Raw genomic sequence first — 16,902 nt, 5'->3', positions numbered from 1 at the left:
AGGAACGTCCCCAAGTGCCGGGTTTCCGCAGTCTGCAATGCTCCTCATGAACAGCCGCCTCAATAGCAAAAGCCCCGCGGCCGAAGCGGACCGCGGGGGCAACAGACCTGCAAGAGTTAACTCAAGTCCTCGCCATTTGATGCAATGACCTTTTGGTACCAGCAGAAGCTGTCCTTTCGGTAGCGATCGAACGTGCCTTTGCCCGTATCATCGGCATCGACATAAACAAAGCCATAGCGCTTCTTCATCTGCCCCGTCGAGGCCGACACCAAATCGATACAGCCCCACGGCGTGTATCCCATCAGGTCAACACCGTCCTCGACAATTGCATCGCGCAGCGCAAGAATATGCCTGCGCAGGTAATCAATATGATACGCATCGTGGACTTTGCCGTCTTCCAGCGCATCGAGTCCGCCCACACCGTTCTCAGCGATAAAGAGCGGAAGATGGTAACGATCGTGGTAGCCGGCAAGCGTCACGCGCAAACCCAGCGCATCGATCTGCCATTTCCAGGCAGTCTCTTTATCCTTGAGGTACGGATTGCGCAGCGTCGGGAACACGTTGCCCTCCGCCTTCTCGGCGATCACCTGATCATCGGCGCACACCAAGCGCGAGCAATAGTACGAGAACGAGATGAAGTCGACCGTATGCTCTGCCAGATACTCCGTATCGCCCGGCTCAAAGGGCACGTGAACACCCTCTTTCTCGAGTGCACGCAGCTTCCAAGCAGGATAGGCGCCCGCAGCCATCACGTCTGTGTAGAAGTAGCGGCCGCGGTCCTCCTCATACGCAAGCCATACGTCCTCGGGCGCACAACGGTACGGATAGGTCGCACCGGCAGCGATCATGCAACCCACCTTGTTTGCGGGATCGATCTTGTGCAGAATCTCGACAGCGCGAGCGCTCGCCATAAACATATGGTGCGAGAACGCCGCGGTCACGGCTGCACGGTCACGCTCATCCTCGAGCGTGACACCCGCGTTGAGATAGGACAGCGCCACGCTGTTGATCTCGTTGAACGTAAGCCAATAACGCACGAGGCCCTGGTACGCGCGTCCGACGGTCTCGACGTAGTGCGCATACCGCTCGATCATCTCTCGGCTTTGCCAGCCACCATAGCGCTCGACCAGAGCCAACGGATAGTCGTAGTGCGACAGCGTCACGAGCGGCTCGATTCCGTGCTCGCGCAGCGCCTCGAATACCTGACGGTAAAACTCCAAGCCCTCACCGTTGGGCTCGGCCTCCATCCCTGTGGGAAAAATACGGCTCCAACAAATTGAAAGACGCAGGCACTTAAAGCCCATCTCGGCAAAGAGCTCGACGTCCTCGCGCCAATGATGGAAGAAGTCGTTGCCCCAACGGCATGGATACAGCCTGTCCGGATCATCCACGGGCTTTTGCCTGCCAAACATCACATCCCAGCGGTCGGGACCCTGTGGAATCAGGTCGGAGTGCGACATACCGCGGCCGCCCTCGTTCCAACCCCCTTCGGCCTGGTTGGCAGCGAGCGCGCCGCCCCACAAAAAGCCCTCGGGCATACCGGCAGCAGACGTTCTGTCAAAGTAACCCATGCTACTCAGCATCCTTGGCAGAAGCTGCCGCGGCGTTCTCCTGCTCCTGTGCCAGGAGCAGGTTGTCGTACACCTTAAAGAACGGGTACCAGACCACAGCCATGACCACGATCAAAACGATCGTAAATACCCAGATGCGCGGGTCGAGGCACTGGATAAAGCCCTGAACGAAGATGGGGAACGTGCCGCTCACCAAGATGTAGAAGTTAGAGACAAGACCCAGTGAGATTGCACCCCAATACAGCAGGGCCGAAATCATACCGCCCAGCACGAACGGAACCATGAGGATCGGGTTGAAGATGATGGGTGCGCCAAAGATCGCGGGCTCGGAGATACGGAAGAAGCTCGGCACGATCGATGCCTTGCCAAATGCCTTGAGCTGCTGCGACTTTGCCCTAAACGCGCAGAGCGCCACAAAAGAGAACGTATTGCCCGTGCCGCCGATGAGGTTGATGACCATCGACATGAATACCGGGTGGAACTCAAGCGGCTGCCCAGCAGCGTAGAGCGAGGCGTTGGCAGCAAAGGCGGCAAGCGTGACCGGGGCGGTGATGGGCATCACGATCATGTTGCCGTGGACGCCAAAGCACCAAAACAGCAGCGTCATGAAGCAGATAAGCAGTGCGCCGGGCACAGAGTCAACTGCGACGGAAAGCGGGGCAGCGAGCAGCTTCTCGATAACCGAGGGGATGGACAGCGTGGGATCGATCATCTGGATCAGCAGGTTGCCACCAAAGAAGATGAGGATGTTGGCGAGCATAGGCACGATGGCGCCAAAGGTTTCGGACAAAAACGGCGGCACGCCATCGGGCATCTTGATGGTGATGCCCTTGGTCTGGCAGAAGCGCGTGACCTCGACGGAGACCAGGGCAACGATGATGGCGGTAAACAGGCCCTGCGCACCCAGATAGGTGCAGGGGACCGCCTGGAGCACGGACTCATCAGCAAGCTGGTAGTAGGACGACGGCGCCGCGGCGATCAGGAACATCACCAGCGAGGTCATACCGGCGTTAAGCTTGGGCATCTTGTAGGTGCCCGCCAGGTTATAGGCGATTGCGAACGTCACGATCACCGACAGTATGCCCATCGTCATGTTGAACGGGATGAGCAGCGTGAGCTTATTGGCCGTGGCAAAATCGAGCCAAGGGCCAAAGACGGACCAGAACCCGCCCCGCGCCACCAGGTCGGCCGTGACCGGCGGGTTGGCGATGATCATAAAGACGGCAGAGACCAAGATGAAGCTGATCGCGCTCATAAAGCCCTTTTGCATGGAGGCAAAGTGGCGCTCGGCGCCGCAGAAATTGGCAATAGGGGTCAGTTTTTCCTGAAGCAGGGTCATGAACTTTTCCATAGTCGCCTCCTAGCCCAACAGCGACTGGGCGAGTGCCAGCACGTTGGCGGCGTTGCCCATGCCGTAGTCCTGTGCGGGGATGACCGCGGTCGGCTTACCGCTCCCCTGCTTGACGGTGTTGAGCTGGTAGGACACCTGCGGCCCCAAGAGCAGCACGTCATAATCGGCGCAGGTCTCCTGATACTCGCCGATACCCACCGCATCGATATCGAGCTCGATGCCGTTTTGCTCCGCGTATTTCTCGAGTTTCTTCATCAGAATGCTTGTAGACAGGCCAGCTGCGCAAACAAGAAGGATCTTCATAAGGGATTCCCTTCGCATTGATTGGTTGGATAGTCGCCGCACGCCGTTAGGCGTTCTTGGCTGCAGTGCGCTCATACAGGCAGATCAGCTCCTGCACGAGCTCCTGAGCAAGCATGGAGCACATGAGGTGGTCCTGAGCATGGACCAGCAACACATCCACCGACAGATGCTCGCCCGCCGCCTCGGTCGAAAGCAGCTGCGTTTGGATGTGGTGAGCTTTGATTCCCGCATCCTTTGACTGCTTCATGAGTTTGGCGGCAGCGTCAAAATCCCCCGCCTTTGCCTTTTCAAGGGCTTCGAAGGCAAGGCTGCGCGCCTCTCCCGCTGCAGCGACCAGCTGAAACGAAACCATCTCGGTTCCCTGATCGTCCATAACGGTCTCCTCTCCCGTGATGTTTGGTTTGTACTTGAATATTCGAAACGCCTATCTCCCACCCGCAATCCTCGAGGTTTATTGCAGGCAGGCAGGGTTTTCGACAAAAGAAGCCTTAAGCCGTATGCGCTTGCACAAGCGCCATCAGCTCATGCCAGGACCGGCGCTCGCGTAAGCGCTCGACCCCCTGGCGGTCCATAAAGATCTCAGCGAGCAGCGAGCTCAAGATCCGCGCCTCATCGCCGCCCGACCGGGCAAACGACACCATAAAGACGATATCGACCTCATGGCCGTATTCGTCCCAAAGAATGGGATGTTCGAGCAGGCCCACGGTAACAAAGGCCTCGGCGCTCAAGGGATGCATCCCATGGGGCATGGCTACCCCATTGCCAAACGAGGTGGCACTCGCGCTCTCGCGCTCGGCGACCTCTTGGGCAAACTGGGCATCGACACGGCCGCTCTCGACGGCGCGCTCGGAGAGATATCGGAGAACGGCCTGCTTCGACGACGCCTCAACGCGGTTGAAGAACAGGGCACGGCTAAAGAAAGAGCTCACGGAGTCCGATTGCGCAGTGTCGTCGCTCAACACCTTGCGGATAGCGTTGACATCGCTCGTCTCCAAGAAGAAATCGGCCTCGCGAACGGGCACGGGCAACTTGACGTTGAGCGGCACCGTTGTGAACACGTAGTCGATGTGCGAAAAATCGAGCGTTCCCACGCGGGCGACATCGCATGTCTCAATCGAATCGATATACATGCCAAACTGCTTGCGGTACTGGTGCTCTAGCATACGGGCGCTTCCCGCTCCCGAGGCGCACACGATCAGGATGCGTTTGCGACGCGGCTGGTCGGCTTGCTGCTCGAGGGCCAGGGCAAATGCCATGGCGATGTAGCCGAGCTCTTCATCAGAGGGCTGGCTGCCAAAATGACGCTCGAGTACCTGCGAGGTGCCAGCTGCCATCGAATAGGCCAACGGAAACCTCGTCTTGATATCGGGCAGCATGGGGTTATCCATATGCATGTGATATTCAAGGCGATAGCCCAGAGGGCCGATATGCCGAGCAAGGTTCATGCGAAGTTCAAGATCGCCGCTAAAGTCAAACCTAAACTCATCGTTGACCGCACGTACCATCTCGGAAGCAATCTCCCACATCTCATCTGAGATAACGGCAGAGCCCTTCTCGGGCACGCCCGTGCCCCTGCCGAGCAAATGGATTGCGATAAAGGCAACCTCTTCTCGGGGCATGCTCACGCCCAGGGCATCCTTGATGTTTGCGGCAATCTGGAAAGCCGCGGCGTATTCGCGCGTTCCCTCCAGTTTTTGAACGTCCGATTCTGCAGCTGGGACATAGCAGCCCTGCTCGATGCGGCCAAGAGCGATGTAAAGATGCATGATGAGATTGCGGGATGCCAGCGAGCTCACCGTGACGGGCGAGGCCGTCAGGGCATCGTCCACACATGCGGCGATGGCCCGCAGGCGCTCGGCGAGCTTTGCATCGTCGGTGTCGGGCAACACGGGCCTCACCAGCGAGGCGAGGCACAGGCGCCGTTGCGACTCCCCGCCCGCAACGCGGATTCCGTAGCGTGGGCGCTTTTCGAGCGTTAAGTCAAATTGGGCGAGTTTCTGCTCTACCAGACGCATGTCATTGGACAGAGTTCGCGCCGAAACGTAGAGTAAATCCGCATACTCCTCAATCGTCACCCACTGGGACCGCATGAGGAGGTCGTTAAGAAGGAAGGACACACGGCCGTCGCGCGTATCAGGAATGCCCGGATGAGCCAGAGCCGCACCGTCTAGCAAGCGAGCAAGCTCATCTGCACGTGCAACATCGATACGATACTGCCCCTTGCTGCCAACGATGCGTGCAACCCCTGCAAGGTTGTCGTTTGCGCGATGGATATAGTTTCTCACGGCGCGTTCGCTTACCTCGAGACGCTTGGCAAGTACCGCGACAGCGACAGGCTGAGCGTCCTCGATCATATTTACAAGCTGCTTGACGCGAGCATCCATGTCCTCCTCCTTTCCCTGCGTCTAGTCTAACGCGGTAAAGAATGACACTCCACGTCGCGCTCGTTCCGCCAACTCGGAACAGGTTGCGGGGAGTCCAGCTGAGCTATGGAGAGCCTGGGGAGAGGGCCCGAAGGCAATGCGTCGGTGTGGGATGCGCCTTCCCAGCCATTGGGCAGTCATTGGGGACAGGCTTAAATGAGTAGTCGTTGGGGACGTTCTTGTTTGACTAGTCGTTTAAGAACGTCCCCAATGACTATTAAGGACTGTCCCAAGCTGCCGGCAGGAAAGGACCGTCCCCAAGTGCCGGGTTTGTCCCCAATGACTAGGTGAATAGCAAAAGCCCCGCAGTCGGAGCGGACTGCGGGGCTCATGAAGAGAGGTAGTTTGTGGGCGCTTTGCCTGGCGCCCACGAGAGAGGCAACAGAGTAGAGACTACTCGTGGATGCGAGTACCAGAGAGGCCGGCCATGGTCTCGGCGGCCTTGTCCAGGGCGCCGATGATGCAGGTGCGGCCCTTGCGGGAACGGGCGAACTTGATGGCAGCGCGGACCTTGGGCTCCATGGAACCCTTGCCGAACTGGCCCTCGTCGGCCAGGCGCTCGGCCTCGTCGGCGGTGAGGTCCTCGAGCTCCTCCTGGTCGGGCTTGCCAAAGTTGATGGCGACATGCTCGACGGCGGTCAGCAGGAACAGGACGTCGGCGTCGCAGTCCTCGGCCAGCAGCTCGCCGCCCAGGTCCTTGTCGATGACGGCGGGAACGCCCTTGTAGCAGCCCTTGTTCTCGTAGTCGCGGACGACGGGGATGCCGCCGCCACCGCAGGCGATGACGATGAACTCGTTGTCGAGCAGGTTGAGGATGGAGTCAGCCTCGACGATCTTCTTGGGATCGGGAGAAGCGACGACGCGACGCCAGCCGCGGCCGGAATCCTCAACGAAGACCTTGGAGGGATCCTCGGCCATGAACTCCTTGGCCTGCTCCTCGGTGTAGAAGGGGCCGATCGGCTTGGTCGGGTTCTTGAACGCGGGATCATCCGGGTCGCACTCGATCTGGGTGACGACGGTAGCGGCGTGCCAACGCTTGTAGCGCTTGTGCATCTCGCGGCCGATGCCCTGCTGCAGGTGGTAGCCGATGTAGCCCTGGGACATGGCGCCGCACTCGGGCAGCGGCATCTCGGGGGTGCCGATGGCGTCGTGGGCAGCGGCGAAGGCGTTCTGGATCATGCCGACCTGCGGGCCGTTGCCGTGGGTGATGATGATCTCGTTGCCCTGCTCGATGAGACCGAGGAGAGCGTGGGCGGTGTTGCTCACGGCCTCGATCTGCTCGACGGGGTTGTTGCCGAGGGCGTTGCCGCCGAGGGCGACGACAATACGATCGGGCTTGCCAAGAGGCTTAGACATTGCTGGAATCCTTTCTGTAAAAGGCCTACAACCCATTAATAACCCGCGTCCGTGCGATACGCGAGTTTATTAAGGTTTATATTCTCTTTATCGCTCATTTTATTCATTTTGAAAATAGTGGAGCGGTGAACGGTCGTTTTTATCCGCTCAGCGTACAGAACCCCAGCTCAGACATATCTACGCCATTTACGTGCGACTTTATTTGAATACAGCAAGGATTATGTTGGATTATACAAACTATACCTCTGCTAAACACAAAACGGACAGCATAATATCTTACTCGCACTATACGAGATTCTATGCACTTATAGGACGAGTATGCATCCCTGCAAAAACATGGGGCTTTTCATCCAACAAAAAGGATAGTCGATCGTGCTTCACCCTGCGGTAAGCGACTGTGAACAAGTTGCGCTGTGCCCAAGCGTCCAAAAAAATCTAAACAGGGATATTGCTTCGGCTCCCAAGGCGTGATACTTTAGCCAAGTACAGCACGGGCTGGGGCGGCAGGCATCTGTCGTGAAGTTTGGGTTCGGCGACCCCGTGGCTGTCTTCTCCTTTATCCGCCAGCGAGCCCCTTGAGCGACGGATTGAGGAGGTCCTTACTATGACAAAAATGCTCAAGATTGCGCTGAATGGTGAGACGTTTCTCGCCGACATGCTCTGGGACAAAGCGCCCGAAGCATGCAGATTGTTCGAAGCGTCCTGTCCGGTCGAGTCGCGCATCTTCTCGGCAAAGATTTGCGATACCGAGGTGACCTATCCCGTATCGGGCCCCATCGCCAACTACGAGCACATCGAGAATCCCGTCTTTAACGAGCCGGCGGGTGCGGTGAGCTGGTACGGCGGCTGGTCTTCGGTCTGTATCTTCTTTGATGTTTGCGAGCCTTTTGGCACCTGCAACATGTTTGCCCGCATCTGCGAGGCCGACCGCGAGCGCTTTGCCACCGCTTGTCGCAACATTTGGGACAATCAGGGCATGTACATCAAAAACGAAATCGTCGAGATCGAAGCGGAGGCCTAAATATGATGAGTATCGACACCCTGCTTGTACTCGACCTTGCAGAGTACACCACTTCGCTAGAAGCCCTTGCCGACCAAATGATGCTTGAGGAGCCGCGCGATATCGACTATATGCGTCGCCGCAAGCTCGACACTGGCCGCGAGTTCGCAGTATGGAACTTTACCGTCGGCTACTGCATGAACGCTGCCGACGCCCTTTCGCTCCTGCGCGCCCAGGCAGCCGAGAACGTCAACGGTAACACCGCCGACTTGGCCACCCTCAACAACAGCGCCGCGCGCCTGTGCGACTGGTTCTCGGGCGCCTTTGACGTCACCGGCAAGATGGACGATACGACCGCCGTCCTCGCCCGCAGCCGCGACCTCTACGCCCAGGTCGAGACCCATGAGCAGTTTGCCGCCCTCACCCGCGCCACCGAGCGCTATCTGGTCCAGCTGCAATTTTGGGTCGATCGCCAGATTCCCTGGCCGGCCATCAGCGACCTGGTCCACGGCTACCGTCTGCGCACCGAAACCGGCGAGACAAGGTAAACCGGACTAGCAGCACCAACCACACCCCATCACGGGGCCCAAAGTAGTAATCAAGAGGCTGGAGACGCAAGCAACAGCGTCCCCAGCCTTTTTGCATGGTACCGCGCCGGTTCGATGGCTTTGAGACCTAAGCGAATCTTCGCTATCTGCCAATTTCTGTATGATTTGGGTCATTTCTAACTGCCAATTTTTGTACTTATAGGGGCAATCCTATCTACCAATTTTTGTCATTTAGGAGTTTTAATGCCACCCAGTAAGATCATTGATGGGCTTTTGAACTGGCAAAACAACTCCAATAAGGCGTTGCTTGTTATCAGCTCCCCCTCTATACCCAGAGAAGCGCGTGGTTTCGCGGCAATGCCGCGAAACAGCAACCGGGACAAAAGGCCCTGCCAACCACGCCCCCCGTTCAGCCCCACAATCCGAGGACGTAGTCGTAGCAGGATCTGAGGGCTGACCTTCGCGGACATTCCGCAGGACGAAAGAACCCCCGCCGCACGAAGTGCGCAGCGGGGGTTCTTTCATGTCCGAGGACGTCCGCGAAGGTCAGCCCTCAGATCCTGCGGTGAGAGACCTAGGCCTCGTTGTACACCGTCTTGAGCTTCAGCAGGTGCTGGTAGCGATCCATGGCGGCCTGCTCGTTCTCCTTGAAGAGCTCCTCGGCGCGCTCGGGGAAGGAACGCGTCAGCGAAGCGTAACGGGCCTCGTTCATCAGGAACTCCTGATAACCGCCCGCGGGCTCCTTGGAATCGAGCGAGAACTTCTTGCCGGCAGCAGCCTCGGGGTTGAAGCGGAAGAGGTTCCAGTAACCGCACTCGACAGCCTTCTTCATCTCGGCCTGGCAGTTCTGCATGCCGCCCTTCTTGATGGAGTGCATCTCGCAGGGGCTGTAGCCGATGATGAGGGACGGGCCGTCGTAGGCCTCGGCCTCATGGATGGCCTTGAGGGTCTGAGCCGGGTTGGCGCCCATGGCAACCTGTGCCACGTAGACGTAGCCGTAGCTCATGGCAATCTCGGCCAGGGACTTCTTCTTGGTCACCTTGCCGGCAGCGGCGAACTGAGCGACCTGGCCCAGGTTCGAGGCCTTGGAGGCCTGACCACCGGTGTTGGAGTAGACCTCGGTATCGAAGACGAAGACGTTGACATTGTGGCCGGAAGCCAGGACGTGGTCCAGGCCACCGAAGCCGATGTCGTAGGCCCAGCCGTCGCCGCCGAAGATCCAGAAGGACTTCTTGGTGAGGTAAGCCTTGTCGGCGAGAATCGCCTTGGAAGCGTCGCAGCCGCACTTCTCGAGCTCGGCAACGTAGGCAGCGGCAGCGGTCTTGGAGGCCTCGGCATCGTTGACGGAGTCGATCCAAGCCTGGCCAGCGGCCTTGAGCTCATCGGACGGACCATCGGCAGCGATGATGTCCTGGGTAGCGGCGATCAGTTTGTGCTGAACGGCCTCATAACCCACGGCCATGCCCAGACCGTGCTCGGCATTGTCCTCGAACAGGGAGTTGTTCCACGCCGGGCCGTGACCGTCCTTGTCCTTGCAGTAAGGAGCGGTGGCAGCGGGGTTGCCCCAAATGGAGGAGCAGCCGGTGGCGTTGGAGATGAACATGCGGTCGCCGGCGACCTGGGTCACCAGACGTGCATAGGCGGTCTCGGCGCAGCCGGCGCAGGAGCCCGAGAACTCCAGGTAGGGCTGCTTAAACTGGCTGCCCTTGACGTTGGCCGCGATGAGCTCCTTCTTCTCGGAGACGTTCTCGACCATGTAGTCCCAAACGGGCTGCTGGTCCATCTCCTGCTCGGTGGGAACCATCTCGAGGGCGCCCTTGGGGCAGACCTTGACGCAGTTGGTGCAGCCCATGCAGTCGAGCGGGGACACGGCCATGGTGAACTTCATGCCCTTGGCCTTGGGTCCCATAGCGTCGAGCGTGCGGGTAGCCTCGGGCGCGGCGGCAGCCTCGTCCTCGGTCATCGCGAACGGACGGATGGTGGCATGCGGGCACACATAGGCGCACTGGTTGCACTGGATGCACTTGGTCTCGTCCCAGTGGGGAACGACCACGGCGACGCCGCGCTTCTCGTATGCGGAGGCGCCCAGCTCAAACTGGCCGTCGGCGCAATCGACAAAGGCGGAAACGGGCAGGCTGTCGCCATCCATGCGATCGATGGGCTCGAGCAGGTTCTTGACCTGCTGAGCGATGGCGGACTTGGTCTCCTCGGAGAGCTCGACGGGAGCGGCATCCTCGGCGGTAGCCCAGTCGGCCGGAACCTCGAACTTACGGAAGGCGGTAGCGCCAGCATCGATGGCCTTATGGTTGGCGTCGACGATGGCCTGGCCCTTCTTCATGTAGGACTTGGTAGCCGCGTCCTTCATGTACTGCAGGGCGTCCTCGGCGGGCAGGACCTTGGCCAGCGCGAAGAAGGCGGACTGGAGCACCGTGTTGGTGCGCTTGCCCATACCGACCTTGGCCGCCAGGTCGATAGCGTCGATCAGGTAGACGTTGACGTTGTTGTTCGCGATGTAGCGCTTGGCCACGGCGGGCATGTGCTCGGCGAACTCCTCGTCGCTCCACTGGCAGTTGACCAGGAAGGTGCCACCCGGCTTGACGTCGCGGACCATCTTGAAGCCCTTGACGATGTAGCTGGGGTTATGGCAGGCGACAAAGTCGGCCTTGGTCACGTAGTACGGCGAACGGATCGGGGAATCACCAAAGCGCAGGTGCGAGACGGTGACGCCGCCGGTCTTCTTGGAGTCGTACTGGAAGTAGGCCTGGACGTACTTGTCGGTGTGGTCGCCGATGATCTTGATCGAGTTCTTGTTGGCGCCGACGGTACCGTCGCCACCCAGACCCCAGAACTTGCACTCGATGGTGCCGGGGGCTGCGGTGTTGGGCGCATCCTCGGCCTCAGGCAGGCTCAGGTTGGTCACGTCGTCGACAATGCCGATGGTGAACTCGCGCTTGGGCTCGTCCTTCTTGAGCTCCTCAAAGACAGCAAATGCGGACGCGGGAGGCGTGTCCTTGCTGCCCAGGCCGTAACGGCCGCCGACGACCTTGATGCCCGTCTTGCCAGCCTCGTAGAGAGCGGAGACGACGTCCTGGTAGAGCGGCTCGCCGATGGACCCCGGCTCCTTGGTGCGGTCCATGACGGCGATCTTCTGGACGGTCTCGGGGAGAACGTCGACGAAGTGCTTGATGGAGAACGGACGGAACAGGCGAACCTTGACCAGGCCAACCTTCTCGCCGTGAGCGTTGAGGTAGTCGATGACTTCCTCGAGCACGTCGCAGAAGGAGCCCATGCACACGACGACGCGGTCAGCATCGGGAGCGCCGTAGTAGTTGAACAGGCCGTAATCGGTGCCGAGCTTCTCGTTGATCTTCTTCATGTAGCCCTCGACGACGGCAGGGAGCTCGTCGTAGACCTTGTTGCAGGCCTCGCGGTTCTGGAAGAAGATATCGCCGTTCTCGTGGCTGCCGCGGGTGTGCGGGTGCTCAGGGTTGAGCGCGTGGTCGCGGAAAGCCTGGACGGCGTCCATGTCGCACATCTCGGCCAGATCCTTGTAGTCCCACATGGCGACCTTCTGGATCTCGTGGCTGGTGCGGAAGCCGTCAAAGAAGTTAAGGAACGGGGTCTTACCCTCGATGGCGGCAAGGTGAGCCACCGGCGAGAGGTCCATGACCTCCTGGACGTTGCCCTCGGCGAGCATGGCGAAACCGGTCTGACGACAGGCCATGACGTCGGAGTGATCGCCAAAAATGTTCAGGGCGTGGGAAGCGACGCAACGCGCGGAGACGTGGAAGACGCCCGGGAGCTGCTCGCCCGCGATCTTGTACATGTTCGGGATCATCAGGAGCAGACCCTGAGAAGCCGTGTAGGTGGTGGTCAGAGCACCGGCACCCAGCGAACCGTGAACGGTACCGGCTGCACCTGCCTCGGACTCCATCTCGACGACCTTGACCGGGGTGCCGAAGATGTTCTTGCGACCCTGGGCCGCCCACTGGTCGACATGGTCGGCCATCGGGCTGGACGGCGTAATGGGATAGATTCCCGCTACCTCGGTGTACGCATACGAAACATATGCGGCCGCCTCGTTGCCGTCCATAGACTTAAACTTACGCGCCATATACCCCTCTCCTCTCATATAGGTATACAGGCCCCGGCGATCGCCGGGATGTTGGCGTGATGGGATTTTCGCTGTTGCTTCCATCATCTGGCAGGCAGACTGAGCAGCAGGTACATGGCGTGGAGAGAAGGCATGCCGAGGCGAGGGGCAGCTGATGCACCCCACAGACTCGACCGCCCGTCTTGCACATGACCGAGCGCCGCAAAGGCCGCATGCCGGATGCTTCCGGGCACGCCCCGGCGATGGGAAGCGCCCGCAACGGAAATCCGCATGCGGGTTTATTGTACCCCGCCGCCAAGCTATATTTCGTCAAATATAGGCGGGCGGTAAAGGTTTACCTTGGGTGACCGCCAAGGGCCAAAATGGCCCCTCCATCCCCGGGCGACTGGCTCTGGCGCGCCAAGGAGTGTCCCCAAGTGCCGGCAGAAAAGGAGCGTCCCTATCTGCCGGCTAGAGGGCACCGAAGAGGATGGCGTAGGTAGTGGATTCGCCGAGCTTGAGCTCGTCGCCGGGATTGAGTTGGGCGGAACGACCGGGCTCGACCTGAATGCAGACACGCGTGGCCCCGTTTACCACCACGGTTCCGTTGGTGGACGACAAGTCCTCGACGTGCCAGATATTTTGAGCATCGCACCAGATATGGGCATGGCGGGCCGAGACATCGTCGCCGACGTCGGTAATATCGCCCTCACCAGTGGCCAGCGCGCCAATCTCAACACCCTGCTCACTCGGCTGAATCCAGCGCGGGGCACTCACGACAAAACTGTTTTGTATGCGCAGCAAGCCCAAAGGGTGCGCCGGGGCGGGTTCACGTTCGCCCGCGGTCATCGACATGCCAAGCGAACGCGGCGTGGATGTGCCTCCGCCACAGGTCGCGTGCGCGTAGTCGATGGCATAGTTCACCGAGGACCGCACATCCGCCGAACAACCGACGGCGACAAACAGCACCAGCACGGCCTCGGCGCGCTCGGCGGGCATGAGTTCCGCCGCCTGGGACAGGCGATCGAGCGCGTTGCGATAGAGATTCGTGTCCTGGTGGCACTCTTCGAGCGCACGTACCATCGGTTCACCTGCAGGACCGCAGACCATATTGATTACAGCCGTGGAGTCCATGGGATTGCGCTGGCGCAGGGCCAGTTGCGACATAATACGCGCAGCCGAGGTACCGTATTCGGCAAAGTAGCGCTGCTGAAGCGTGCCGACCGGCGCGCGAACGATAAAGCGGGAAACCCAAGAGCGATCGGCGGCTCGGCTCTGCGGGCTGCGGCCATCGGCGAGCGGACGGGACGAAAGCACCAAGCCACACAGCTCGATATGGCTCAGATGCGCCGCGCGCTTAAAGATATCAAACATGGCGCCGCATGGGGTGAGCTCAGCTTGAGATGCCATGACCTAGTCCTCCTTGGTCGTAGAAATAGAATCGGACGATACTTCGACAGGTCCGCCAAAAGTGCGGGCAGCTGCGGCGCCACCAGCAAGCGGAGTCGCCATCTGGGCTTTTGTGCGTCGCGGTGCCGAAACGGGAAGTTCAAAGGCAAAGCCCATCGCAAACAAAAACCACGTAAGCGTATAGGTTGCAATCAGAGCGGCAACAAGGCCGCCCATCACGGCGCGTTGAGAAAATACGCTACATGCAGCCACAGCCAATACCGGAACCTCGCAGGCAGAAAGCGCAAGCACACCCTGCAGGAACCCCGAGCGCCGATCGCGCGCAAGTGCCCCCGCGGCAACGCCGGCTATGCCTGGCAGCGCCAACGCCAGTGCGGCAATAATACCCGGTAGCGACCCAGACCACACGAGCGATCCCAAAGTCGCCGTCACGCGAGCGCCCGATGCCAGCAGCGCGGCCGAAACCACGACCACAGCCCAAACCACGCCGCAGACGACCGCCGCGCCGACCATCAGCGCGCGACGAACCGCGCGGCCGGACGCATCCATGGGGCACGGCGTGAGCGGCTCGCCACGGAGCGAACGACCGACATTTTGCGCATAGTGGTCACAAAACGCCGAGAGCGCCGCCTCGACCGCCGCCGGCTCGGGACGATCTTTTTGAGAGCTGGACAGACAGGCCATCACCACGTCGAACAGCTGAGCATCGACAAACGCCAGCGCATCGCGTAGCTCCTCGGAATCCGGCTCAAGCCCCAGCTGCTGGGCCTGCTCGGCCGCGGCGAGCGCCACATCGGGCTCACGACGAAGCAACTGAGTCAAATCGCAACCGGGCGCATGGGCACCAATGGGATAGTCGGGCTGCGTGTCCATCTTGAGACGGTAGGGGCTGGCGATGTCGCGCGTCTTTTTGCGCGAACCCGAGGCGCCCGAAGTGCTCGGCACGGCTTCGTATGGCGCGACGCCGGCAATGAGCTCGTAAACCGTGCTTGCCGCGGCATAGACGTCGATCGCCGGCGACATACGCAAAGCGCGCAGGTCGGGAATATCGTCGGTGAGCATCTCGGGCGGGGCATAGGCAACCGTCGCGCGACGCAGCGTGGCATAGCGCTCCGTAAACGACGCCTTGCCGCCGGCACCGGCAACGGCCGACGCAGGCTCAAGCGCCAGAGACGAGCCAAAGTCGATCAGGCACAGGTCAAAGGTGCCCTCGGCAAGCTGCCGGTCAAGCGGTAGACGCGCCGTACGCACCATAATATTAGCGGGCGAGATATCGCGATGGACAAAGCCCTCACCCACCAGGCTCATACGGCAGAGCAGATCGAACAGGTCGCGACCCAAACGCGCCGCCACAAGCGGCGACAGGCGTCCGGCATCGTCCACGGCGAGCCGCGAACGCAAGCGGGCGAGCGTCTCGCCCTCGACCCATTCCATGACAATTGCAGGCACACCGTCGACCTCGCCCCAGCCATAGAGGCGGGGAAAGCCCTTAAGGCCCGAAAGGGCGCGATGGCATTCGTATTCCTCGCGAAACGCCGCCTTGAACTTGGCGACCAGCGCCTCGTGAGTTGCATCGTCGTCAAACTCATCGCGCGTCGGCAAGATGAGCTGCTTGAGCGCCACGGCCTCGCCTTGGGCGTTGACGGCACGCGTCACGCGGCCGATACCGCCACGGCGCATGGTGGCATCGTCGGCAAACAGCATCGTAAAACGACGCAGATAGGCAGGCAGTTCGTCCTGACCGAGCGCAATGGCCGGCTCAAACCCGTCGACACGCGCCAGGCGCAGGCCGACCATCGGATCGCGACCGAGCGATTGTGGTGTGGTGGATGCAAGATCGGTCATCATAGGGCAAGCGCCGCCACGTTATTGTTGAAGTTACCGAGCGCGACGTCATCATCGCCGTAATGGCCGACCCATTGACATAGGTTGGTGTAACAGCCCCACAGATTGGCGTACTGCTGATACCACTTTGACCGGGGCGAGAATGTCTGACGACCGAACTCGGCTCGAATGACAAACATCTCCCCGACCAGGCTGTCGCACGGCCTGGGATCTCCCGTAGAGTTATAGGTCGAGACCACGTCATTGGCACGAGAAACATAGCCGTCGAGCATGTTGTACTTGGTCACAAGCCAACTGTGAATGCTCTCTTCCTCAGCAGCGGAAAGGCCACCGGAGTTTGCATCGTTGTCAGTGTTGCCGCCCGTCGAGCCGCCGTTTCCAGACCCTCCGGCAGAGGAACCCGATCCTGAGCCGCCGCCCGAACTCGACGAATCCGAGCCGGAGCCAGAAGTATCCGAGCTACCGGGCTTTCCGGACTGCTGGGCGTCCTGCTCCTTCTGCTGCTCGACCTTACTCACCGTTGCCGCCACGCTATTGTTGGACAACCGATCGATGATCTTGGTGTTGGTGAGCACGATGGTTTTGCCATTGGCAAGCGTGACTTCGTTGTCCGGGGCCTCGGCGCCGTCCGCATCGTCGGTGCCAAACACAATATGCGCGACCACACTTACCCAAGCATATCCAGTCGTGGTGCCCAGGTCACTTTTGACCTCATGCCCCACGCGCGGTTCGCGTGCGGCATGCGCCTGCATCATGGACGGCACGGTCATGCCATAGACAGAAACGCCAGCTATGACCAGCACCAGCGAGCAAGACAGCAGTGCGTACGCCCGCGGCGCCAAGCCCAGTCGGCGTCGCATGCGCACCGCGGCGCCGCGCTTTGTCTGAGTGCCACCGGGCCGCATGCGTTCTCCTCCAACAAAAACACGCCGCTCGGGAGCGGCGCATTCATTCGAATCCATATTTGAGTGTATCAGCGAACCCAAAAGGTTGCGAAACGAA

General features: G+C 60.2%; 12 protein-coding genes. 2 read left to right on the top strand and 10 right to left on the bottom strand.

Annotated features, from left to right (window positions below):
- Positions 1-116: 116 nt before the first annotated feature.
- The 6 genes from DXC90_RS07410 to arcC all read right to left on the bottom strand — a co-directional run bounded on the left by DXC90_RS07410 (position 117) and on the right by arcC (position 7,004).
- Positions 117-1,571: a family 1 glycosylhydrolase gene (locus DXC90_RS07410; protein ID WP_255413371.1), complete on the bottom strand. Its 1,455-nt coding sequence runs from the start codon at positions 1,569-1,571 to the stop codon at positions 117-119.
- A 1-nt stretch (position 1,572) separates the two neighbouring features.
- Complete coding sequence (locus tag DXC90_RS07405) at positions 1,573-2,922, bottom strand: PTS sugar transporter subunit IIC (RefSeq protein ID WP_117735417.1); 1,350 nt, start codon at positions 2,920-2,922, stop codon at positions 1,573-1,575.
- A 9-nt stretch (positions 2,923-2,931) separates the two neighbouring features.
- Positions 2,932-3,225: a PTS sugar transporter subunit IIB gene (locus DXC90_RS07400; protein WP_117565033.1), complete on the bottom strand. Its 294-nt coding sequence runs from the start codon at positions 3,223-3,225 to the stop codon at positions 2,932-2,934.
- Positions 3,226-3,271: 46 nt separating this feature from the next.
- Positions 3,272-3,598, bottom strand: a complete 327-nt coding sequence (locus DXC90_RS07395) for a PTS lactose/cellobiose transporter subunit IIA (RefSeq protein ID WP_117565034.1) — start codon at positions 3,596-3,598, stop codon at positions 3,272-3,274.
- Between the two features lie 115 nt (positions 3,599-3,713).
- Positions 3,714-5,609 carry a BglG family transcription antiterminator gene (locus DXC90_RS07390; protein ID WP_117735416.1) on the bottom strand — a complete coding sequence of 632 codons (1,896 nt, stop codon included), beginning with the start codon at positions 5,607-5,609 and terminating at the stop codon, positions 3,714-3,716.
- A 432-nt stretch (positions 5,610-6,041) separates the two neighbouring features.
- Entirely contained in the window at positions 6,042-7,004 is a 963-nt protein-coding gene (gene arcC, locus DXC90_RS07385; RefSeq protein ID WP_117735415.1) for a carbamate kinase, read from the bottom strand.
- A 604-nt stretch (positions 7,005-7,608) separates the two neighbouring features.
- Between arcC and DXC90_RS07380 the strand changes: the two genes are divergently transcribed.
- Positions 7,609-8,025 (top strand): DUF3830 family protein, encoded by a 417-nt coding sequence (locus DXC90_RS07380; RefSeq protein WP_117735414.1) that lies wholly within the window; start codon positions 7,609-7,611, stop codon positions 8,023-8,025.
- 2 nt (positions 8,026-8,027) lie between these two features.
- Complete coding sequence (locus DXC90_RS07375; RefSeq protein ID WP_117735413.1) at positions 8,028-8,552, top strand: hypothetical protein; 525 nt, start codon at positions 8,028-8,030, stop codon at positions 8,550-8,552.
- A 574-nt stretch (positions 8,553-9,126) separates the two neighbouring features.
- Here the strand turns inward: DXC90_RS07375 and nifJ are convergent.
- The 4 genes from nifJ to DXC90_RS07355 form a co-directional block, all read right to left on the bottom strand.
- A complete protein-coding gene (gene nifJ, locus DXC90_RS07370) occupies positions 9,127-12,666 on the bottom strand; it encodes a pyruvate:ferredoxin (flavodoxin) oxidoreductase (protein WP_117655974.1) in 3,540 nt (1,179 codons plus the stop codon).
- Positions 12,667-13,116: 450 nt separating this feature from the next.
- Positions 13,117-14,055 carry an FHA domain-containing protein gene (locus DXC90_RS07365; RefSeq protein ID WP_117735412.1) on the bottom strand — a complete coding sequence of 313 codons (939 nt, stop codon included), beginning with the start codon at positions 14,053-14,055 and terminating at the stop codon, positions 13,117-13,119.
- A 3-nt stretch (positions 14,056-14,058) separates the two neighbouring features.
- Complete coding sequence (locus DXC90_RS07360; protein WP_117735411.1) at positions 14,059-15,903, bottom strand: hypothetical protein; 1,845 nt, start codon at positions 15,901-15,903, stop codon at positions 14,059-14,061.
- A complete protein-coding gene (locus tag DXC90_RS07355) occupies positions 15,900-16,805 on the bottom strand; it encodes a hypothetical protein (RefSeq protein WP_117735410.1) in 906 nt (301 codons plus the stop codon). The genes DXC90_RS07360 and DXC90_RS07355 overlap by 4 nt, the downstream gene beginning before the upstream one ends.
- Between the last annotated feature and the right edge of the window lie 97 nt (positions 16,806-16,902).

Origin of the sequence: Collinsella sp. TF09-1AT, assembly GCF_003436895.1 — a bacterium.
Taxonomy (GTDB): Bacteria; Actinomycetota; Coriobacteriia; order Coriobacteriales; family Coriobacteriaceae; genus Collinsella.
This window is presented reverse-complemented; position numbering and strand designations above follow the sequence as displayed.